Annotated in this window: 17 protein-coding genes, 20 tRNA genes, 2 rRNA genes and 1 riboswitch; of the genes, 34 read left to right on the forward strand and 5 right to left on the reverse strand. The window is 49.0% G+C overall.

The window, feature by feature from the left end:
- The 22 genes from AC4EHB_RS00005 to AC4EHB_RS00110 all read left to right on the forward strand — a co-directional run.
- Positions 1-87 (forward strand): 23S ribosomal RNA (locus AC4EHB_RS00005); the annotation flags it as partial.
- 143 nt (positions 88-230) lie between these two features.
- Positions 231-346: ribosomal RNA gene (rrf, locus tag AC4EHB_RS00010) — 5S ribosomal RNA — on the forward strand.
- Between the two features lie 9 nt (positions 347-355).
- Positions 356-431: transfer RNA gene (locus AC4EHB_RS00015), tRNA-Val, on the forward strand.
- A 13-nt stretch (positions 432-444) separates the two neighbouring features.
- Positions 445-520: transfer RNA gene (locus AC4EHB_RS00020), tRNA-Thr, on the forward strand.
- 10 nt (positions 521-530) lie between these two features.
- Positions 531-606: transfer RNA gene (locus AC4EHB_RS00025), tRNA-Lys, on the forward strand.
- A gap of 24 nt (positions 607-630) precedes the next feature.
- Positions 631-715 (forward strand) — tRNA-Leu (locus AC4EHB_RS00030).
- 5 nt (positions 716-720) lie between these two features.
- Positions 721-795, forward strand: a tRNA-Gly gene (locus AC4EHB_RS00035).
- A 26-nt stretch (positions 796-821) separates the two neighbouring features.
- Positions 822-910 (forward strand) — tRNA-Leu (locus tag AC4EHB_RS00040).
- A 21-nt stretch (positions 911-931) separates the two neighbouring features.
- A tRNA-Arg gene (locus AC4EHB_RS00045) sits at positions 932-1,008 on the forward strand.
- Between the two features lie 26 nt (positions 1,009-1,034).
- Positions 1,035-1,111, forward strand: a tRNA-Pro gene (locus tag AC4EHB_RS00050).
- A 6-nt stretch (positions 1,112-1,117) separates the two neighbouring features.
- Positions 1,118-1,193, forward strand: a tRNA-Ala gene (locus tag AC4EHB_RS00055).
- Positions 1,194-1,213: 20 nt separating this feature from the next.
- Positions 1,214-1,287 (forward strand) — tRNA-Met (locus AC4EHB_RS00060).
- 9 nt (positions 1,288-1,296) lie between these two features.
- Positions 1,297-1,373 (forward strand) — tRNA-Ile (locus tag AC4EHB_RS00065).
- Between the two features lie 16 nt (positions 1,374-1,389).
- Positions 1,390-1,482 (forward strand) — tRNA-Ser (locus tag AC4EHB_RS00070).
- Between the two features lie 188 nt (positions 1,483-1,670).
- Positions 1,671-1,747, forward strand: a tRNA-Met gene (locus tag AC4EHB_RS00075).
- 3 nt (positions 1,748-1,750) lie between these two features.
- Positions 1,751-1,826, forward strand: a tRNA-Asp gene (locus tag AC4EHB_RS00080).
- A 19-nt stretch (positions 1,827-1,845) separates the two neighbouring features.
- A tRNA-Phe gene (locus AC4EHB_RS00085) sits at positions 1,846-1,921 on the forward strand.
- A gap of 5 nt (positions 1,922-1,926) precedes the next feature.
- Positions 1,927-2,000 (forward strand) — tRNA-Gly (locus AC4EHB_RS00090).
- An 18-nt stretch (positions 2,001-2,018) separates the two neighbouring features.
- Positions 2,019-2,095 (forward strand) — tRNA-Ile (locus tag AC4EHB_RS00095).
- Position 2,096: 1 nt separating this feature from the next.
- Positions 2,097-2,171 (forward strand) — tRNA-Asn (locus tag AC4EHB_RS00100).
- A gap of 4 nt (positions 2,172-2,175) precedes the next feature.
- Positions 2,176-2,266, forward strand: a tRNA-Ser gene (locus AC4EHB_RS00105).
- 6 nt (positions 2,267-2,272) lie between these two features.
- A tRNA-Glu gene (locus AC4EHB_RS00110) sits at positions 2,273-2,344 on the forward strand.
- A gap of 167 nt (positions 2,345-2,511) precedes the next feature.
- Here AC4EHB_RS00110 and AC4EHB_RS00115 read toward each other — a convergent pair.
- On the reverse strand, positions 2,512-3,468 hold the full coding sequence (locus AC4EHB_RS00115; protein WP_490980360.1) for a DMT family transporter: 957 nt from the start codon (positions 3,466-3,468) through the stop codon (positions 2,512-2,514).
- Positions 3,469-3,589: 121 nt separating this feature from the next.
- The gene (locus AC4EHB_RS00120) at positions 3,590-4,504 is read right to left on the reverse strand and encodes a 1,4-dihydroxy-2-naphthoate polyprenyltransferase (protein WP_490980361.1); all 915 of its coding nucleotides are present in this window, start codon (positions 4,502-4,504) and stop codon (positions 3,590-3,592) included.
- Between the two features lie 172 nt (positions 4,505-4,676).
- Between AC4EHB_RS00120 and AC4EHB_RS00125 the strand changes: the two genes are divergently transcribed.
- The 9 genes from AC4EHB_RS00125 to AC4EHB_RS00165 all read left to right on the forward strand — a co-directional run bounded on the left by AC4EHB_RS00125 (position 4,677) and on the right by AC4EHB_RS00165 (position 13,433).
- Complete coding sequence (locus AC4EHB_RS00125) at positions 4,677-6,068, forward strand: isochorismate synthase (protein ID WP_490980362.1); 1,392 nt, start codon at positions 4,677-4,679, stop codon at positions 6,066-6,068.
- Positions 6,055-7,752, forward strand: a complete 1,698-nt coding sequence (menD, locus tag AC4EHB_RS00130; RefSeq protein ID WP_490980363.1) for a 2-succinyl-5-enolpyruvyl-6-hydroxy-3-cyclohexene-1-carboxylic-acid synthase — start codon at positions 6,055-6,057, stop codon at positions 7,750-7,752. The genes AC4EHB_RS00125 and menD overlap by 14 nt, the downstream gene beginning before the upstream one ends.
- Positions 7,752-8,579 carry a 2-succinyl-6-hydroxy-2,4-cyclohexadiene-1-carboxylate synthase gene (gene menH / locus AC4EHB_RS00135; protein ID WP_490980364.1) on the forward strand — a complete coding sequence of 276 codons (828 nt, stop codon included), beginning with the start codon at positions 7,752-7,754 and terminating at the stop codon, positions 8,577-8,579. Before menD ends, menH begins: the two co-directional genes overlap by 1 nt.
- Positions 8,576-9,394, forward strand: a complete 819-nt coding sequence (gene menB / locus AC4EHB_RS00140) for a 1,4-dihydroxy-2-naphthoyl-CoA synthase (protein WP_490980365.1) — start codon at positions 8,576-8,578, stop codon at positions 9,392-9,394. The genes menH and menB overlap by 4 nt, the downstream gene beginning before the upstream one ends.
- A 62-nt stretch (positions 9,395-9,456) precedes the next feature.
- The gene (locus tag AC4EHB_RS00145; RefSeq protein WP_490980366.1) at positions 9,457-10,890 is read left to right on the forward strand and encodes an o-succinylbenzoate--CoA ligase; all 1,434 of its coding nucleotides are present in this window, start codon (positions 9,457-9,459) and stop codon (positions 10,888-10,890) included.
- Positions 10,881-11,957, forward strand: coding sequence for an o-succinylbenzoate synthase (gene menC, locus AC4EHB_RS00150; protein WP_490980367.1), 1,077 nt, complete (start codon positions 10,881-10,883; stop codon positions 11,955-11,957). Before AC4EHB_RS00145 ends, menC begins: the two co-directional genes overlap by 10 nt.
- A 5-nt stretch (positions 11,958-11,962) precedes the next feature.
- Positions 11,963-12,316 carry a hypothetical protein gene (locus tag AC4EHB_RS00155; RefSeq protein WP_490973582.1) on the forward strand — a complete coding sequence of 118 codons (354 nt, stop codon included), beginning with the start codon at positions 11,963-11,965 and terminating at the stop codon, positions 12,314-12,316.
- Positions 12,313-12,738, forward strand: coding sequence for a nucleoside 2-deoxyribosyltransferase (locus AC4EHB_RS00160; RefSeq protein ID WP_490973583.1), 426 nt, complete (start codon positions 12,313-12,315; stop codon positions 12,736-12,738). Before AC4EHB_RS00155 ends, AC4EHB_RS00160 begins: the two co-directional genes overlap by 4 nt.
- A 32-nt stretch (positions 12,739-12,770) precedes the next feature.
- Positions 12,771-13,433, forward strand: coding sequence for an MOSC domain-containing protein (locus tag AC4EHB_RS00165; protein ID WP_490973584.1), 663 nt, complete (start codon positions 12,771-12,773; stop codon positions 13,431-13,433).
- A 36-nt stretch (positions 13,434-13,469) separates the two neighbouring features.
- Here the strand turns inward: AC4EHB_RS00165 and AC4EHB_RS00170 are convergent, their stop codons facing one another.
- Together AC4EHB_RS00170 and yidD are read right to left on the reverse strand one after the other, a co-directional pair.
- The gene (locus AC4EHB_RS00170) at positions 13,470-14,477 is read right to left on the reverse strand and encodes a metal ABC transporter substrate-binding protein (RefSeq protein WP_490973585.1); all 1,008 of its coding nucleotides are present in this window, start codon (positions 14,475-14,477) and stop codon (positions 13,470-13,472) included.
- A gap of 88 nt (positions 14,478-14,565) precedes the next feature.
- Positions 14,566-14,796: a membrane protein insertion efficiency factor YidD gene (gene yidD / locus AC4EHB_RS00175; protein WP_490973586.1), complete on the reverse strand. Its 231-nt coding sequence runs from the start codon at positions 14,794-14,796 to the stop codon at positions 14,566-14,568.
- A 106-nt stretch (positions 14,797-14,902) separates the two neighbouring features.
- Between yidD and AC4EHB_RS00180 the strand changes: the two genes are divergently transcribed.
- From AC4EHB_RS00180 to AC4EHB_RS00190, 3 genes are all read left to right on the forward strand, one after another.
- A complete protein-coding gene (locus AC4EHB_RS00180) occupies positions 14,903-15,349 on the forward strand; it encodes a Dps family protein (protein WP_290213856.1) in 447 nt (148 codons plus the stop codon).
- A gap of 68 nt (positions 15,350-15,417) precedes the next feature.
- Positions 15,418-15,876, forward strand: coding sequence for an RNA deprotection pyrophosphohydrolase (ytkD, locus tag AC4EHB_RS00185; protein WP_490973587.1), 459 nt, complete (start codon positions 15,418-15,420; stop codon positions 15,874-15,876).
- Positions 15,857-16,642: an alpha/beta hydrolase family protein gene (locus AC4EHB_RS00190; RefSeq protein WP_490973588.1), complete on the forward strand. Its 786-nt coding sequence runs from the start codon at positions 15,857-15,859 to the stop codon at positions 16,640-16,642. Before ytkD ends, AC4EHB_RS00190 begins: the two co-directional genes overlap by 20 nt.
- Positions 16,643-16,705: 63 nt before the next feature.
- On the opposite strand, the gene pckA is transcribed toward AC4EHB_RS00190, so the two are convergent.
- Positions 16,706-18,295, reverse strand: coding sequence for a phosphoenolpyruvate carboxykinase (ATP) (gene pckA / locus AC4EHB_RS00195; protein ID WP_490980368.1), 1,590 nt, complete (start codon positions 18,293-18,295; stop codon positions 16,706-16,708).
- A 237-nt stretch (positions 18,296-18,532) separates the two neighbouring features.
- Positions 18,533-18,644, forward strand: a riboswitch (SAM riboswitch).
- The last annotated feature ends 83 nt before the right edge of the window (positions 18,645-18,727 follow it).

Here is an 18,727-nt window from a genome sequence, read left to right on the forward strand (position 1 = left end):
TCAAAGACGATGAGGTAGATAGGTTCGGAGTGGAAGCGTGGCGACACGTGCAGCTGACGAATACTAATCGATCGAGGACTTAACCAAAACCGTGGGCACGGATTGCCCGTTTCGTTTCAATGTCGAATATCCAGTTTTGAAAGAACAAGAAAGTGTTGCCAAATGCAAAATAACACTTGTAAAACTCGTCAGAGTTGGTATAATAAAACTTGTCTTTCAGAAAAAAATAGTCCAGTGATGATGGCAAAGAGGCCACACCCGTTCCCATCCCGAACACGGCAGTTAAGCTCTTTTGCGCCGATGGTAGTTGGGGGTTTCCCCCTGTGAGAGTAGGACGTCGCTGGGCATACATATTGGAGGATTAGCTCAGCTGGGAGAGCATCTGCCTTACAAGCAGAGGGTCGGCGGTTCGATCCCGTCATCCTCCACCATTTTTTCTTTTTCGCCGGAGTAGCTCAACTGGTAGAGCAACTGACTTGTAATCAGTAGGTTGAGGGTTCAAGTCCTTTCTCCGGCACCATTTCTCATACGAGCCATTAGCTCAGTTGGTAGAGCATCTGACTTTTAATCAGAGGGTCGAAGGTTCGAATCCTTCATGGCTCACCATTTTTTTTACAATTTCATTGCCACGCGGGTGTGGCGGAACTGGCAGACGCACTAGACTTAGGATCTAGCGCCTTCGGGCGTGGGGGTTCGACTCCCTTCACCCGCACCATTTTTGCGGAAGTAGTTCAGTGGTAGAACGCCACCTTGCCAAGGTGGAGGTCGCGAGTTCGAACCTCGTCTTCCGCTCCATTTTTTTTGCACAGATGCCGACCCTAGCCGGGGTGGCGGAACTGGCAGACGCACAGGACTTAAAATCCTGCGGTAGGTGACTACCGTACCGGTTCGATTCCGGTCCTCGGCACCATTATTTAGCAAAAATTCATACGCGCCCGTAGCTCAATTGGATAGAGTACTTGACTACGAATCAAGCGGTTAGAGGTTCGAGTCCTCTCGGGCGCGCCATATTTTTTTACACTCAGCATTTAACTCGGGAAGTAGCTCAGCTTGGTAGAGCACTTGGTTTGGGACCAAGGGGTCGCAGGTTCGAATCCTGTCTTCCCGACCATTTCATGGGGCCTTAGCTCAGCTGGGAGAGCGCCTGCCTTGCACGCAGGAGGTCAGCGGTTCGATCCCGCTAGGCTCCACCAACTTTATAAATAAAGATCCTGGCGGCGTAGCTCAGCTGGCTAGAGCGTACGGTTCATACCCGTAAGGTCGGGGGTTCGATCCCCTCTGCCGCCACTTTTTTAAGGACCTTTAGCTCAGTTGGTTAGAGCAGACGGCTCATAACCGTCCGGTCGCAGGTTCGAGTCCTGCAAGGTCCACCATATACATTATTATCACGGAGGAATACCCAAGTTTGGCTGAAGGGATCGGTCTTGAAAACCGACAGGGGAGTCAAATCCCGCGGGGGTTCGAATCCCTCTTCCTCCTCCATTTTTTAAAAATGTGTGGACTATCTTTTATCAAACTTCTATATAATAGAAGAAACTCAATTATTATTGTCGCGGGGTGGAGCAACAAGCCGTACAAAGACGGCGCAGTAACACCGAAGCAGCCGAAGGCGATGCAGATGTCCATGAAGCAACAAGCGTAAGAGAAACAAAGTACTACTATATTATTGTCGCGGGGTGGAGCAGTTCGGTAGCTCGTTGGGCTCATAACCCAAAGGTCGCAGGTTCAAATCCTGCCCCCGCAACCAAATGGTCCCGTGGTGTAGCGGTTAACATGCCTGCCTGTCACGCAGGAGATCGCCGGTTCGATCCCGGTCGGGACCGCCATTTTTATCTTAATACATGTGGGTCAGTAGCTCAGTCGGTAGAGCATTAGATTGAAGCTCTAAGTGTCGGCGGTTCGATTCCGTCCTGACCCACCATGTTTGCGGGTGTAGTTTAGTGGTAAAACCTCAGCCTTCCAAGCTGATGATGAGAGTTCGATTCTCTTCACCCGCTCCATTTTTTATTAGTACATATGGGCCTATAGCTCAGCTGGTTAGAGCGCACGCCTGATAAGCGTGAGGTCGATGGTTCGAGTCCATTTAGGCCCACCATTCCGAAGTAGCTCAGTGGTAGAGCACCGCACTGTTAATGCGATGGTCGTAGGTTCGAGTCCTACCTTCGGAGCCATACTGGGGAAGTACTCAAGTGGCTGAAGAGGCGCCCCTGCTAAGGGTGTAGGTCGGGAAACCGGCGCGAGGGTTCAAATCCCTCCTTCTCCGCCAGTAATTGGCCCCTTGGTCAAGCGGTTAAGACACCGCCCTTTCACGGCGGTAACACGGGTTCGAATCCCGTAGGGGTCATCGCAAAAAGAGTTCTGCATTTTATGCAGAGCTCTTTTTTTGTGCTTAAATTTTAAATGGCAATTGGTACTAGAAGCTTCTTGCTTGGCAGGTGCGGCATTAGAAAGAAAAGAAGCAACAAGCGCGGCTGCCCAAAATTCTTGGGCAGCCGCGCTTGTTTTTTATTGTTATGGGACGGATACAGTTTGTTTGCCATGGGCAGACAAGCTATGAATCACCATTCCTGCCATTACGATGGCAATCCCTGCCCAGGCAATGGAAGATGGCAAGGCGATCGACAAGACCCAGATTTCGCCAGCTAAAGCAAAAAGGACTTCCAATGATTGCGTGGCTTCTACTGCCGCTAACTTCTTCACATCTTGGCGCACCAAATCAGTTGCTTGGAAAAATAGGACAGTCGCGATAACGCCAGAGCTGATAGCGACTATCAAGGTTTGGAATGTCTGAGAGGCATTGGGCAAGCCTACCGCAATAAACCCATAACCCGAAAGCAGCAGCCAGAATGGGAGGCTCGCGATGGTCATGCCCAGCACCCGTTGGTAAGCGTCCAAGCGTCCTTCGCATAACGCCATCATTTTCCGATTGCCGAGAGGGTAAGCAAATGACGCCACCAAGACAGGGAGAAAGCCCATTAAGAATGTCTGAAATGAAATTCCCTGCGCATGTTCCACTTGCATCAAGAGAACGCCGAGCAGGATGATTGAAGAAAGTGCAAGCCCCTTATAGGGAATCTGTTCTTTTATACGCAATGGTCCGCGTTCTGTTTGGACTGTCGTATAAAACAAAGGCACAAGCAGTGAACCGGAAATTATGGTGATTTGCCAAGAACCTGCTATGAGCCAGCCAGGAGAATAAGCTGCTGCATAGCAGAGTGGGGCATAAAACAAGCCGAAACCGACAAAGCTCCATAACAGCCAGGCCATCGGATTTTTTCTCATTTCTGTGATGAGGCCATTTAAGTTTTTACGGAAAGCGACAATTGCCAGCAAGAAAGGGACCATGAAGAGATACCTTAAAGACGCACTCCAGATCCAATGGCCGCCGCTTGCTTCCATGCTTGCGTTTAAAACGAATGTAAATGCGAAAAAGAATGCGGCACAAATTCCGATGGCGATCGGCTTCATATAAAATCCCCTCCGAAAAGTATTTAAGGCAACACTAACTTTGAAATAACATTAAATATACCGCGTCCCAAAAAGACGGTCAATGAAAAAAGGCTTCTGCTGGAAACAGAAACCTTTTTTTCTATGCCAATAAATAATGAAGAAGCAAACTGCAGCCAAGCAGAAATGCGAATAGCGTGTTGATGATGCCTGTCGCTTTCATAGCGGGCATGACTTCAAGCGGCTCTTGGAATCGCTTGAAGATTTTTACGACCCCAATTGCTTTTGGAGCACTTAGGAAAACGAGCAAGGACCAATAGGTCAAATCTGCAAAAAGGACCAATGCCAGAATCCACAAGTAGGACAAGCTAAAAAACGCTGCAAGGATTGTTACGGCTTTTTCTCTGCCTATCAGGATAGCAAGGGTTTTACGTCCGCTGGCAGCATCTCCCACGATGTCCCGGATGTTATTGGCCAACATGATAGCCGCAACAAGCAATGTGCTTGGAATTGCCAGCATGGCAGCTTCTGCTGTGACGGTACCCGTTTGGATATAGAAAGCGATGATTACAATCAGGAAGCCCATCACGACGCCCGAAAACAATTCGCCGAAAGGTGTGTATGCAATCGGGTAAGGGCCGCCCGTGTAAAGGTAGCCGATAGCCATTGCTGCACCGCCGACTGCTAGGAGCCACCAGCTGGTCTGCGCACAAATCCAGATGCCAATAACAGCGGCAATCGCGTAAAGGATCAGCGCCAATGTCAAAACGGTTTTAGGCGTGACGCCGTTGCGTACAATCGCACCACCAATGCCGACTGAATTTTCGTTGTCGAGTCCGCGGGCAAAATCGTAGTATTCATTGAACATATTGGTTGCTGCCTGGATTAAGAGGCTTGCAATCAGCATGGCCCAGAATAACGGCCAGTCGATTGTAGTATGGTTCAGGGCGATCATGGTTCCTAAGAAAACGGGGGCGAAAGCGGCGGTCAATGTATGGGGGCGGGTCAGCTGCCACCATACACGCCAGCCGCTGTCCGCTTGAATGGAATGTGTCATTTCGTACATCTCCTTTACTTCTTTCCAATATATATTGTACCTTCAATTTCAAGGGAAATACAGCAAATGGTGTGCTGATTTCAACAGAAAGGGGTATGATAGAGGGTAGAGATTAAAAAGTGAAACTGGCTGGGCAGGATATGCGCGGCTTTAGAAAAACGGAGGGAATATGATGAATCCACAACAGTATTCATCGGCCGGCAATTTGAAAGACACACGCTATATGGCATATCAATTTTTTACAGAAACGATTGAAGTTTCCCGAATGTCCGCATTGGCCTTTTTTGAAGCGGGCGAAGGGCTGTTCAAAGGCAATCGGTTGTTTTGGCAGAACCGTGAAAAGACTTTCACATTGGTCGGCCTTGGGCATGCGCATGTCTTATCGACGCCGAACAGCCATGGGCGGTTCGAAGAAGTGAAACGCGAATGGCAGAGCTTGTGCCGGCAAATCGTCAATGAGGAGCATGAGGTACAGCCGATCTTGTTTGGCGGATTTTCCTTTGATCCTTTAAATAATACACAAAGCGTCTGGACAAATTTTCCCCAGGCTTATTTTGCGGTCCCGACTTTTCAGCTGACAATCCAGGACGACCGTGCTTATGTCAGCATCCACCTGATTACAAAAGAAGAGCATTCGTTCAATGAATTCGATGCGCTTCGCAAAGAGCGAGATCGGCTGATCCACTCAGCACAAGTTTCCGAGCTGAAAAGATATGGCAAACCGATGACCGTCAAACTGACTGAAATCAAAAAAGATCGTTATTTGGAGTCAATCGGCAAAGTGACGGAAGTCATCAAGGCAAAGCAAGCGGAAAAAGTGGTGATTGCCCGTGCCTTGAAGCTGCAATACGATAAACCACTGTCCCCGGCTGCGGCCTTGTACCAGATATCGGAAGAACAGCCGGAAAGCTTTTTATTCGGCATGGAAGCGCAAAATCAGTTTTTCTTTGGAGCAAGCCCTGAACGGTTAGTGAAAGTCAAAGACCGCCAAGCGCTATCGACATGTTTGGCAGGATCAATTCCCCGCGGCAAAACGGCTGAGCAAGACGCCAAATTGGGTGAGGAATTGCTTCAAGATAAGAAAAATCGCTCTGAACATCAATATGTTGTTAAAATGATCAGTAAAGTATTCAGTAAGCACAGTACGAACATCATTGTGCCAAAAATGCCGAAATTGATGAAAATCCGTGATATTCAACATCTGTATACACCGGTAGAAGGTGAATTGACGCAAGGCTCTACGCTGCTCGATTTGGTGAAGGATCTGCATCCGACGCCAGCGCTTGGCGGGGAACCGAAGCAGGAAGCGATGAGCTTGATCCGCCAGTATGAAACGATGAATCGCGGCTTTTATGCAGCGCCCATCGGCTGGATTGACGCAAAAGGGAACGGCGAATTCGCAGTCGCCATCCGCTCAGCATTATTAAGTGGAAAAGAAGCTTATTTGTACGCGGGCGGCGGAATTGTCGAAGATTCCAGCCCGGAATCGGAATACGCAGAAACATGGGTTAAATTCAGACCGATGCTCCGTGCGCTTGGAGGCCAATTAAGTGACGAATCGTAAATTGTTGACTGAATATGTATCTGCATTTACCCATTCCCTCGTTTCTTCGGGAGTATCGGACGCAGTCATCAGCCCGGGTTCCAGATCGACCCCGCTCGCTTATGCCTGCATGAAACAAGAAGGGCTCGCCGTTCATCGCCAGATAGATGAGCGGTCTGCTGCCTATTACGCATTAGGATTGGCAAAAGCATCCGGCAAGCCGGTCATGCTGCTTTGCACGTCCGGGACAGCGGCTGCCAATTTCTTTCCTGCAATCGTGGAAGCTTATTACGCGCGTGTGCCGTTGTTGGTCGTAACGGCAGACCGTCCGCATGAATTGCGGGAAGTCGGCGCGCCGCAGGCTATCAACCAGATCAACCTTTTCGGTGCACATGTGAAATGGTCAGCGGATTTGCCAATGCCGGAAGAAGACAACCGGCTCGATTTCCTGTCACGCCACCTTCACCGCTCTGTCACATCGGCGAAAACGGAACCGAAAGGGCCGGTGCATCTGAATGTGCCATTCCGTGAACCGCTGCGCATTGATTTTGAACAACGCTATGAAAGCAAAGGCGAGGTTGTGCATTTCGCCGGCGTATCGGCATTGAGCGCGCAAGCTGAAAGCTTCCTATTGGATACGCTTGAATTAGAGCGAGGCTTGCTTGTGGTTGGGGAAATGCCTGAGCCATTGCCGCGAGCATTCTGGGACTTTGCGGAGAAGTTGCAATGGCCGATTCTGGCTGACCCGCTTTCTAACTTGCGGGCAAATACAGCAGCACGGCACCAAAGCCTGCTCATCGACAGCTACGACGCGCTGCTGAAGAATGAAGCTTTCAAGATGGCCGTTAAGCCGGAGGCGGTCATTAGAATAGGGCCACAGCCGGTATCGAAGCCGCTGACAGCATTTCTAGCTTCTGTAAAACCGGAAATCTACGCTGTGATGGACGAAAGCCCAATGATGCGGGATGCCCAATCGGTTGTCACGCACCATCTCCAAGTTTCTGCAAAAACCTTATGGCAGCTGCCGGTCGGCCAACAAACGGCAATTGCTTACCTTGCAGAATGGCAGAAAGCCTCGACTCTTTTTTGGAAGCTCGCGGATGAGCATTGTGCAGCTGAACTGGATGAAGGCGTTTTGGCAAAGGCTTTCTTTGAAGAGCTGGACAATTGCAACCTCGTTATCGGCAGCAGTATGCCGATCCGGGACGTAGACACTTATTTCCGCACGACGGACAAGGATATTTTGATGTACGCGAACCGCGGAGCGAATGGCATTGACGGCGTCGTATCGACAGCATTCGGTGTACAAGCTGCCAATAAACGCCATACCTATCTGTACATCGGAGATTTGTCGTTCCTGCACGATATGAACGGCTTGATCGCTTCCCGCTTGCAGGAAACGGATCTGACAATCATTGTCATGAACAATGACGGCGGCGGAATCTTTTCCTATTTGCCGCAGTCGGAAGAAGAACGCTATTTTGAAGCGTTATTCGGCACCCCGACAGGATTGAAGTTTGAAGACGCGGCGCGCATGTATGATACGGAATATGCAGCGGCGGAAACAAAGCAGCAGCTAATTGAAGCGCTGCGGACAGAAAAACACAAAGCGGTAAAAATAATTGAGGTATTTACAGACCGTGCAAACAACACAAAGACCCACAGGAAATTATGGAATCGGCTGGATGAGGAGCTGGGGAAATAATGAAAGAGCACATCGAAGGCGCCGAATATCATTTGGAAATACTGAATAGCGGCCAAAGCCGCACGGTAGTTTTTCTGCACGGATTTACAGGCAGCACCGCAAGCTGGGAAGAAATCGCGGCAGCATTGCCTGAGTACCGGATTGTGCTGATTGATTTGCTGGGTCATGGCAAGACGGCGAGCCCAGCTCAATCGTCCCGCTATGCCATGGAACTGCAAATCCGGGATTTGAAAAAGCTGCTCGACAAAATGGATATCACAGATTACGCGCTGGCGGGCTATTCAATGGGCGGCCGCACAGCGCTCGCTTTTGCGGCTGCTTATCCGGAACACGTGCGTGTTTTGATTCTTGAAAGCGCATCGCCGGGCTTGAAAACCACAGCTGAACAGCTGGAACGCCAGCGGCGCGATGAAAAACTGGCGGAGCGGATTCTGTCAGATGGCATATTCGAGTTTGTTGAGTTTTGGGAAAAAATCCCGTTATTCAACAGCCAGAAAAACTTGTCGGACAAGGTGCGGGAACGCATACGCCATGAGCGGATTGCGCAGAAGCCGATCGGTCTGGCGAATAGCTTGATCGGCATGGGAACGGGTTCGCAGGCTTCTTATTGGGAAGGGCTTAACGGGCTGAACATGCCGGTTTTATTAGTGGCGGGGACATTGGATACGAAGTTCATGGAAATCGCTAATCGAATGGCGGATCGGCTGCCAAGGGCTGTATTTTGCTCAATTGAAGCCGGCCATGCAATTCATGTGGAAAAACCGGCCGAGTTTGCTACAATAGTAAGGGAGTATTTGAGATCTAACTACCAAGGAGGAAAATCATGACACGCGAATGGGTTACAGCACGTACATATGAAGACATTAAGTTTGAAACGCTTAATGGCATTGCCAAAATTACCATCAACCGTCCGGAGGTGCGCAATGCGTTCCGCCCGAAAACGGTACACGAGTTGATCGATGCGTTTTCACGCGCACGCGACGATTCTAAAGTAGGCGTCATCGTCCTGACAGGCGAAGGCGAAAAAGCATTCTGCTCAGGCGGAGACCAAAGTGTCCGCGGACACGGTGGCTACGTCGGGGAAGACGAGATCCCGCGTTTGAATGTCTTGGATCTTCAGCGCTTGATCCGCGTTATCCCGAAACCGGTAGTGGCGATGGTCGCTGGCTACGCAATCGGCGGCGGACATGTCCTGCATGTTGTCTGCGATTTGACGATTGCTGCTGACAATGCACGTTTTGGCCAAACTGGCCCGCGCGTCGGTTCGTTCGATGCCGGATACGGTTCAGGCTATCTGGCACGCATCATCGGCCACAAGAAAGCTCGTGAAATCTGGTACCTGTGCCGCCAATACGATGCACAGGAAGCGCTTGATATGGGCTTAGTCAACACAGTCGTGCCTTTGGACCAGTTGGAAAACGAGACTGTCAAATGGTGTGAAGAAATGCTCGAGATGAGCCCGACGGCATTGCGTTTCGTGAAAGCGGCAATGAATGCTGACACAGACGGCCTTGCAGGGCTTCAGCAAATGGCTGGAGACGCAACATTATTGTATTACACAACGGATGAAGCAAAAGAAGGCCGCGATGCGTTCAAAGAAAAACGCAAACCGGACTTTGGGCAATTCCCGCGTTTCCCGTGATTTTCGAATAATTGAAAGCTGTCCTCCCGGGGACAGCTTTTTTTAAAGAAAGGATTTTTCACATGATGTATCCGAATTGGCTGTCCCAGCGTGCCTCCTTAAACGGTAGCCGTATGGCGTTATCATTTGAAGACCGGCAATGGACATTTGCGGAATTGAATGGCATTGCGCTGGATTATGCCGGAAAGCTGACCGCGGCCGGTGTCACGAAAGACAGCCGGGTGGCATTTCTATCGAAATCGCATCCACAATTCGTCATGTTGATGTATGCCTGCATGCACGTCGGCTGCGAAATGGTTATGCTCAACGAACGCTTGTCGAAAGTTGAATTGGCTTTTCAGATGGACGATTCTGAAGCGGATTTTGCGCTTGTCGATGATGCGCTGCACGGTAAAATAGACAGTCCGCTCCAAATTCTTTTCAGTGAATTGGAGAAAAAGGAAGGTCTTGTCTTCACACCGGAAACCGAATGGAATTCGGAACGCACGATTTCGATCATGTACACTTCCGGGACAACAGGCAGCCCGAAAGGCGTCAGGCAAACGGCGGAAAACCATTTTTCAAGTTCTGTATCTTCTGCGCTGAACATCGGCGTCGCGCCTGATGATGTCTGGCTGTGCACTGTGCCGCTGTTCCATATCAGCGGATTTTCAATCTTGATGCGCTCGCTCATTTATGGAATGGGTGTCAGGCTCCATCCGAAATTCGATGCTGAGCAATGCGCCTATGAACTACAAGGCGGCCTTGTCACGCATATGTCAGTGGTCGGTGTGACGCTGGAGCGCATCTTGGCGACATTGAAAAAGTTGGACCTGGAAGTGTCTCCGCATTTTAAAGTGATGCTTGCCGGCGGCGGGCCGATTCCTCCGAATTACATCCACCGTGCCGGAAGCTACGGCATGTCGGTGCTTCAAACCTACGGCATGACGGAAACTTCATCCCAGACGACGACTTTGCAGCCGGATGATGCAGACCGCAAAGTCGGTTCTTCCGGCAAGCCGCTGTTTCTTTACCAGGTTCGTATTGGCGAAGCGCTGAAGCCTGGAGATATTGGCGAAATCCACATCCGCGGTCCGCAAGTGTCGCCAGGCTATATCGGCAAATTCGCAGAGCGCGAAGTCCAGCGGGATGGATGGCTACATACCGGCGACATGGGTTATCTGGATGATGAAGGATTTTTGTACGTCGTCGACCGGCGCTCAGATCTCATTGTGTCAGGCGGCGAAAACATCTATCCGGCTGAAATCGAGAAAGTGCTGCTTGAGCACCCAGCTGTACGTGAAGCGGGCGTTTGCGGCACAAAGAACGATGTATGGGGAGAAGTGCCGGTGGCGTTTGTTGTATTGAAAGATGACGTGGAAAAGCAGGAACTGGTGGAGTTCTGCCAGACGCGGCTTGCATCGTATAAAGTGCCAAAGTGGATCCGGAAAGTCGATTCGCTGCCGCGCAATGCCTCGAACAAGCTATTGAGAAGAGAGCTGAAAACATGGGATTGACGATCGAATCGATTGAGCTGAAGCGGGTCAACGAACCCTTGAAGCATGCTTTTAAAACCTCGCTGCAAACGGTTACGGAGCGGGAAAGCCTGATCGTAAAAGTGGTTTCTGATGGAGGGCTGGAAGGGTTCGGTGAATGTGTCGCGTTTTCAACTCCTTGGTATACGGAAGAGACAGTCACCAGTTGTAGTTTTGTCATCGAACACGTACTGATTCCGTTTTTATTGAATAAAACCTTGGAAAGTCCCTCACAAGTGGCTGAGTTGTTTACCGCTGTCAAAGGCAACCGCATGGCGAAAGCGGCAGTAGAGACAGCTGTGTGGGATGTGTTCGCGAAAAAACGGGGGATGCCGCTATGGCAAATGCTCGGCGGTTCGGATGCACCGGTGCCGGCAGGAGTCGTTGTTGCGGCGGAAGAAGACAAAATCGGCGATGAGGTGGCTGCGGCTTTTTCTGCGGGCTATAGCCGGGTCAAAATCAAAATCACGCCAGACAGCAACGTCGAACTTTTAAAAGAAATCATTGGCCGGTACCCGGAGATGCTGTTTTTTGCTGATGCAAACGGTGCATTCGCAGAAGCTTCTTGGGAGCGGCTGCTGGAATTCGATGGCGCGGGCTTAAAGTTGATCGAGCAGCCTTTCGGCGAACAAGAATGGCAACTCCACGCCCGCGCGAAACGCGTTATGGAAACGGCGATCTGCCTCGACGAAAGCATCGGCTGTTTAGCTGATGCCGAACGGGCAATCGCCGAAGGGGCTGCGGATATTCTGGTCTTGAAAATGGGCAGGCTCGGCGGCTGGAGCGAAACGCTGAAAGTAGTTGAGCTGTGCCGTGAACATTCAATCGGCATGTGGGTCGGCGGAATGATCGAGTTCGGAGTTTCGAAAGCCCATAATCTGGCGCTCGCTTCCTTGCCAGGGATCACGCTTCCTGGCGACTTTTCCGCGTCCCGCCATTTCTGGGATCGGGATATTATCGAACCTGAAATCAGGATAAAAAATGGAAAAGTTCAGTTGAGCAAAGATGCCGGTATCGGTTACCGCGTTGATTGGCAGAGAGAAGGGTGAATGGCATGTTAAGGGGAGTAATCATGTTATTGGCGATGACCTATTTGCTGGTAAAGGATCATTTTCCGCAATTGATGGGATTTGACATGGGCAAATGGATTGCCATTGCTGTCATTTCCATTCTTTTTCTGGCAGGTGGCTTTGCTTCAAAAAAACACAGCAATGTAAAGGGGCAAGCATTATGGATGCTGGGCTCCACGTTTTACCTTTTAGTTCTGCTAATAGTGCTGCCGCTGCTTGGCGGAACATCCTCTATGGGGATATCCCTTGGCAATCCAATAATTTGGCTGCTGCTGGCAATTACAGCGGTGCAGATCTACTTAAAAATGGCTAAGCGGGAAAAGGAGACCAATACATGAAATTTTACATAGCATCAAGTTTTTCGAACCAGGAAATGGTGAAATACCTTAGCCGCATGCTGATCGAACAGGGGCATGAACAGACCTATGATTGGACCTTGAACAGCAGAGCCGAAAATGCAGAAGCTCTTGCTGCAATCGGGCAGCTTGAAAAAGCCGCAGTCCTTGAAGCTGATATGTTCTTTATCTTGCTGCCTGCAGGCAAAGGGAGCCATATCGAGCTTGGGCTGGCACTGGCTACAGAGAAAAAGGTGTATTTGTTTTCCGAAGAAGATACCGTTTATGATTTTTCGGCAACGACCACGTTCTACCATTTGCCGGAAGTGGAGCGGGTGATCGGCACACTGAATGACCTGGTAGGAATTGTCGCTCAAACGATTAACAACGCGCAGTTGGCCAAACATTCCATAATGTTAAAATAAAACAAAGAGAATCCGCAAAAGGGGGCTTGGCGATGAACAATATCCAAGGGGCTGAAATCAAGTATTTTGCTATCGGCATGCCGGAAAAGCTTTTTTATGGAGAAGGCAAAGAAATGTTGACAGCAATTTGCAAAAAACCGGTACAGCATGCTTTTTTGGCTAAAGAGGGCTTTCATGGCGATGGAGTAGCAGACATGAAGCATCACGGCGGGGTGGACCGCGCTGTCTGCATTTATCCATTCGAACATTATGTACGCTGGGAACAGGAGTTTGGTATTGGGCTGCCGCCAGCCGCGTTCGGGGAAAACCTGACGCTAACCGATATGCTGGAAGAAAACATCTATATCGGCGATGTTTTGCGCATCGGCGAAGCTGTCGTCCAAGTGACGCAAGGCCGCGTGCCCTGTAACACGATCGATCGGCGCCTCGAAATGGCACCTTTCCTGAAAGAGATGGTGATAACCGGCTTTACCGGCTATCTTTGCCGTGTGCTGGAGGAAGGGATGGTCGCGTCGGATGACCGGGTAGAGTTAATCGAAAGGGATCCAAAAGGGGTTTCTGTGTTGTATGCCAATAACGTGAATTTCCATCAGCCGAAAAATGCTGAGGCAATCCAGCAAGTTCTGGAAGCTCGAGCGCTTGCCGCAGAATGGCAAGACTGGCTGACAAAACGGTTAGTGAAACTAACGACATAGAAAAGCACTGCGAATCGGATTCGCAGTGCTTTTTGTTTATTTCAATATGGTTTCAAGCGTTTGGAGATTCTTTTCCATCAACGTGAAATACGTTTCTTCGTTGTCGATGTTTTCTTGGGTAAGCACGCCGAGATTGTGCATTTCAACTGCTTCGGCTCCGACTTCCTTCTGAATGACTTCCGTCAAGTTGGAGGAAACGTTTTGTTCAAAAACGATATGTTGGATTTTTTCCTCCTTGGCGAGATCGACAATTTGGGTCAGTTCCTTCTGGGAAGGTTCGTCCTGGCTGTTCAAGCCGGCGACTGCAATTTGTTCAAAGCCATATGGCTCGGAAATATAGCCGAATGCCGAATGCGAAACGAAGAATGTCTTGTTGTTGACGCGTTCAGACAATGCAACGAACGATTCATCCAGCTCTTCAAGTTCAGCAACCAATGCATCGTAATTGCTTTGGTAGTCTTCAGCATGGTCGGGATCTTGTTCAACCAATGACTCTTTGATCGATGCTGCCAGTTTTTGGCTCAGTACAGGGGACATCCAGACATGCGGGTCTGTTGAGCCGTGGTCGTGGCCGTCGTGGCCAGCTTCTTCAGCAGGCTCTTCTTCATGTGCATCCTTATCGTGGGATTCTTCCTCATGCTCATCCTCATGCGGTCCAGCTGCTGCATCCATCTCCTCGTCCGAGATCGAGTCGGATGTTGCTGTGAATTGGACCTTTTCATTTTTCAATGTATCTTTCGCTTTGCCGATAAAGCCTTCCAAGCCTAAGCCGACGTAGAACATCAAGTCAGCCTCCGCCAACTTGATCATGTCCTGCTGCGTTGGCTCAAAGCTGTGTTCATTCGCTCCGGCAGGGTAGACCGATTGAACCTCGACATGCTCAGCGCCGATCCGTTCCGTAAAATATGTGAGCGGATAAACAGTCGTGTAAACCTGGACTTTCGACTCGTCCGCCTGTCCGTCTTGTGCTTGTTCTTCGCCGGCCGGAGTGCCGCAAGCCGCTAATAATAAAGCCGATGATAAGATTGCAAATAACTTTTTCATAATTTATCCTCCAAAATGTAATGATTACGTTTTAACTACTTAACGAATAATACAGCAAATCTTTTTAAAACACAAGAAAAACCACCAATCATTTTTTTGGTGGCCATTCTTCGGGGACAAAATCGATGCCGCCTTTATTGAAAGGGTGGCAGCTTAAAATTCGGCGTACTGCGAGATAACCGCCTTTCAATGCACCATGCTTCTCAACGGCTTCAATTCCGTAATGGGAGCAGGTCGGGTAGAAGCGGCAGCTTGGCGGTGACAAGGGAGAAATGAACCGCTGGTAAAAGCGGAAAAACTTTAAGAGGAATGTCTTCAATTAGATTCATCTTCTTTCACGGTAATTGTCTGTATGTTTATTGTAAGCAGGGGAGAGGTATAAATAAAGTATAAGAGCTTATCAAAACTTGAGGAGAGTGGGCAATATGTCAAAAGAGTTAAACCAAGAAATGAACGTACAGGTGGCAACATGGTCGGTGCTGTATACGAAATTACATAATTTTCATTGGTACGTGAAAGGCCCTTCATTTTTCACGCTGCATGTGAAGTTCGAAGAATTATACAACGAGGCTACTTTGCATATGGATGAAATCGCAGAACGCCTATTGGCGCTTGGGGGCAAACCGGTTGCGACGATGAAAGAGCAATTGGAGCTGTCGGTCGTAAAAGAAGCGACATCAAAGGAAACGGCTGAACAAATGGTCGATACAGTCGTGAAAGATTATAATAAAGTCATGAAATCCCTGAAAAAAGGCATGGAATTGGCTGCTGAAGACGGCGACGACATGACCGAAGATATGTTCAACGCTATCCATCAGAATCTTGAAAAGCATTCTTGGATGTTATCTGCTTTTCTTGGCGAAAAGAAGTAAAATAGAAGGACTGGAGCGTGCACTGAACGACAGTGCACGCTTTTTCTTATGAGCCAAGGAGTGAGTGGATGAAATATATAGATCTGAACGGCATCGAATGCGAGCTTTCATTTGAAAAAGAATCGTTTCCTGCGCCATGCAGGCACGTATTGGTTATTTGCAAATTCAGCGGCGAGTGGGTGCTGACGAAGCATAAAGAACGGGGGCTTGAGTTTCCGGGAGGCAAGGCGGAGCCTGGCGAAAGTTTACAGCAGGCGGCAATAAGGGAAGTATACGAGGAAACGGGTGCTGTTCTCGCAGAATTGGAATGGTTCGCGGAATATCGCGTCAATACGGATCGTCCGTTCTGTAAAACCGTCTTTATCGGGAAAGCGCAGCGGTTAGAGGAGATTCGCTTGATGGAAACCGACGGCATCGTGCTCATAGGGGAGTTAGAACCGGATAACAAATATAGTTTTCTAATGAAAGACGACGGAATGAAGGCAATCATGGAGAAGGTGGAGCATCTTGGAAAATGGAACGATTAAATCGAAGAAAATGTATCCTTCGCCGAATCCGCATGTGCGGCTGACAGAAATCAGTTATTGGTCAGAAGGATTGCTCGTGAAAGGCTTGCTGGCCGAACCGGAAAAAAGAGGCGCTTATAGCGGCATCCTTTACCTGCGCGGCGGCATCCAGTCAATCGGCATGGTCAGGCCGGCGCGGATCGCACAATTCGCCGCACAAGGATTTGTGGTGTTTGCACCTTATTACCGTGGAAACCGGGGCGGGCAAGGGCGCGATGAATTTGCCGGAGCGGATCGATGGGACGCGGTTTATGCAGTCGACGTGCTGAAACAATTCTGCTCAGAGGCAGTCCATATCCTGGCTTTCTCCCGTGGAGGAATCATGGCTATATGGACCGCAGTCCTGCGGCACGACATTACGTCCGTCGTCACTTGGGCAGGCGTCACAGATACCGTACTGACGTATAAAGAACGGCCAGATATGCGGCGTATGATGAAGCGGCTTTACGGCGGCACGCCAAATACAGCATTGGAGGCGTATGAGGAGAGAAATCCTTTGATGCGCTTGAATGAAGCGCAAGCTCCGTTTCTAATCATCCACGGGCTGAAAGATGAAAACGTGTTTCCAGCACAAGCGTTTTTGCTGGAAGAAGCGTTGATCCTAAACGGTCAAAAGCACGAAACCTGGTATTTTCCGGACTATACGCACTTCTTCCCGCCAGCCGTGAACCGTAAAACGGCACGGTCTTTGACTGAGTGGATGAAGAGCCAAGAAGTGGATGAATAAGACCTCAAGGAAAAAAGCCGCAAAAAAAGAAGCTATCCGCTATGGATAGCTTCTTTTTCCTAGTTAGTTTTTAATCGGTCCGCCTTGTTCACTGATATCAGTGGAGACAGTACCGAATTTCTTGAAGTTCGCTTCGAATTCTTGTGCAAGCTCTCTTGCTTTCTGATCGTAAGCGGCTTTGTCAGCCCAAGCATTGCGCGGGTTTAATACTTCAGTAGGAACACCTGGCACTTCTTTCGGAATTTGCAAGCCGAATACAGCTTCTTGTTCCGTTTCGATGTTGTGGAGTTCGCCTTTGATTGCTGCACGCACCATTGTGCGTGTGTACGACAATTTCATGCGGCTCCCGACGCCGTAGACGCCGCCAGTCCAGCCCGTATTCACTAAGAACACTTCAGACCCATGCTCATCGATTTTGTCGCCAAGCATTTCAGCGTAGACAGTCGCGTGCAATGGAAGGAAAGGTGACCCGAAGCACGTAGAGAATGTCGCTTCCGGAGAAGTGACGCCGCGCTCAGTGCCCGCAAGTTTCGATGTGTATCCGCTTAGGAAATGGTACATCGCCTGCTCTTTTGTCAATTTGCTGATTGGAGGCAGTACGCCGAAAGCGTCTGCAGTCAAAAAGACGATTGTTTTTGGATGGCCTGCCACTGAAGGGAAGACAATATTTTTGATTGCATGGATCGGATATGCTGCACGTGTGTTTTCTGTTAAAGAACCGTCAGCGTAATCCGGAATGCGTGTTTCTTCATCCACTACTACGTTTTCAAGTACAGAACCGAACGTGATTGCGTCATAGATTTGCGGTTCATGTTCGCGCGTTAAATTAATCGTTTTCGCATAGCATCCGCCTTCAATGTTGAAGACGCCGTTATCAGACCAGCCATGCTCGTCGTCGCCGATCAATTTGCGGTTTTCGTCTGCAGACAATGTTGTTTTGCCTGTTCCAGACAAACCGAAGAACAACGTTACATCGCCTTCTTCGCCGACGTTCGCTGAACAATGCATAGGAAGGATGCCTTGTTCAGGAAGCAGGTAGTTCATGATCGAGAAGATCGCTTTTTTCATTTCGCCGGCATATTCTGTTCCGCCGATCAAGATGATTTTTTGCTCCATCGATACAATGATGAAAGTTTCAGAATCCGTACCATCCACAGCAGGATCTGCGTGGAACGTTGGTGCATAGACAACTGTGAATTGCGCTTCGTGGCTTGTCAATTCCTCTTTTGTCGGACGGATGAACAGTTGATGAGCGAATAGGTTATGCCAAGCGTATTCGTTGATGGTCTGAATGCCCAGACGCGATTCAGGATCAGCACCGGCGTATCCTTTGAATACGAACAGCTCATCTTTTTGCTTCATGTGGTCCAGCACTTTAGCGTACAGGTTTTCGAAAACTTCGGATGAAATCGGGCGATTTACAGAACCCCAGTCAATTTTATCTTTAGAAATAGCTTCATCTACGATATATTTATCTTTAGGGGAGCGGCCAGTGTATTTGCCAGTTTCAGCTTTTACTGCGCCATCTTTCGTCAAAACAGCTTCTCCACGGGATGTGGCTGCTTCGATTAATTGTGGAACTGATAATTGCACGTGTATATTTTGGCCATTTAAAAGATCCTTTAAATTGCTTGAGAAGTTTACTGGATTCATTTATATGTACCTTCCTTTTCGGTTATTCCCATAGCCATGGGGAGCTTGTATATTTCGTAGATTAGTATAACACATTATAGCCATTAGTCTATACTAATAACCCGGTGACATGAAAAAGTAACAATAATTTGGCATTAATCCATTCATCATGTGGATCAATAAAGTTTTGCACTTCTATTTGGCTAAAAACGTTGACATCACTATATACATTCCGTATGATGAAAAATTGTACGGATACTCTTATTCCGAGCTGGTGGAGGGGACAGGCCCTATGAAACCCGGCAACCTGCTGCATTTGCAGAGAAGGTGCCAAACCTGAAGCAAGGAACTCAACCTTGGACGATAAGAGTGAAAGGTGCTTATGATGATTTTTCCTTTCCTCATTTATTTATGAGTGAAGGGATTTTTTTATGAATCGCCCTTAATCCTCGT

The sequence above is a fragment of the Planococcus sp. TJ-302 genome (assembly GCF_058268455.1).

Excerpts from the sequence above, each read along its gene's own strand:
- AC4EHB_RS00115 (WP_490980360.1), bottom strand. The coding sequence starts at position 3,468 with ATGAAGCCGATCGCCATCGGAATTTGTGCCGCATTCTTTTTCGCATTT.
- AC4EHB_RS00120 (WP_490980361.1), bottom strand. The coding sequence starts at position 4,504 with ATGACACATTCCATTCAAGCGGACAGCGGCTGGCGTGTATGGTGGCAG.
- AC4EHB_RS00125 (WP_490980362.1), top strand. The coding sequence starts at position 4,677 with ATGAATCCACAACAGTATTCATCGGCCGGCAATTTGAAAGACACACGC.
- menH (WP_490980364.1), top strand. The coding sequence starts at position 7,752 with ATGAAAGAGCACATCGAAGGCGCCGAATATCATTTGGAAATACTGAAT.
- menB (WP_490980365.1), top strand. The coding sequence starts at position 8,576 with ATGACACGCGAATGGGTTACAGCACGTACATATGAAGACATTAAGTTT.
- AC4EHB_RS00145 (WP_490980366.1), top strand. The coding sequence starts at position 9,457 with ATGATGTATCCGAATTGGCTGTCCCAGCGTGCCTCCTTAAACGGTAGC.
- menC (WP_490980367.1), top strand. The coding sequence starts at position 10,881 with ATGGGATTGACGATCGAATCGATTGAGCTGAAGCGGGTCAACGAACCC.
- AC4EHB_RS00155 (WP_490973582.1), top strand. The coding sequence starts at position 11,963 with ATGTTAAGGGGAGTAATCATGTTATTGGCGATGACCTATTTGCTGGTA.
- AC4EHB_RS00160 (WP_490973583.1), top strand. The coding sequence starts at position 12,313 with ATGAAATTTTACATAGCATCAAGTTTTTCGAACCAGGAAATGGTGAAA.
- AC4EHB_RS00165 (WP_490973584.1), top strand. The coding sequence starts at position 12,771 with ATGAACAATATCCAAGGGGCTGAAATCAAGTATTTTGCTATCGGCATG.
- AC4EHB_RS00170 (WP_490973585.1), bottom strand. The coding sequence starts at position 14,477 with ATGAAAAAGTTATTTGCAATCTTATCATCGGCTTTATTATTAGCGGCT.
- AC4EHB_RS00180 (WP_290213856.1), top strand. The coding sequence starts at position 14,903 with ATGTCAAAAGAGTTAAACCAAGAAATGAACGTACAGGTGGCAACATGG.
- ytkD (WP_490973587.1), top strand. The coding sequence starts at position 15,418 with ATGAAATATATAGATCTGAACGGCATCGAATGCGAGCTTTCATTTGAA.
- pckA (WP_490980368.1), bottom strand. The coding sequence starts at position 18,295 with ATGAATCCAGTAAACTTCTCAAGCAATTTAAAGGATCTTTTAAATGGC.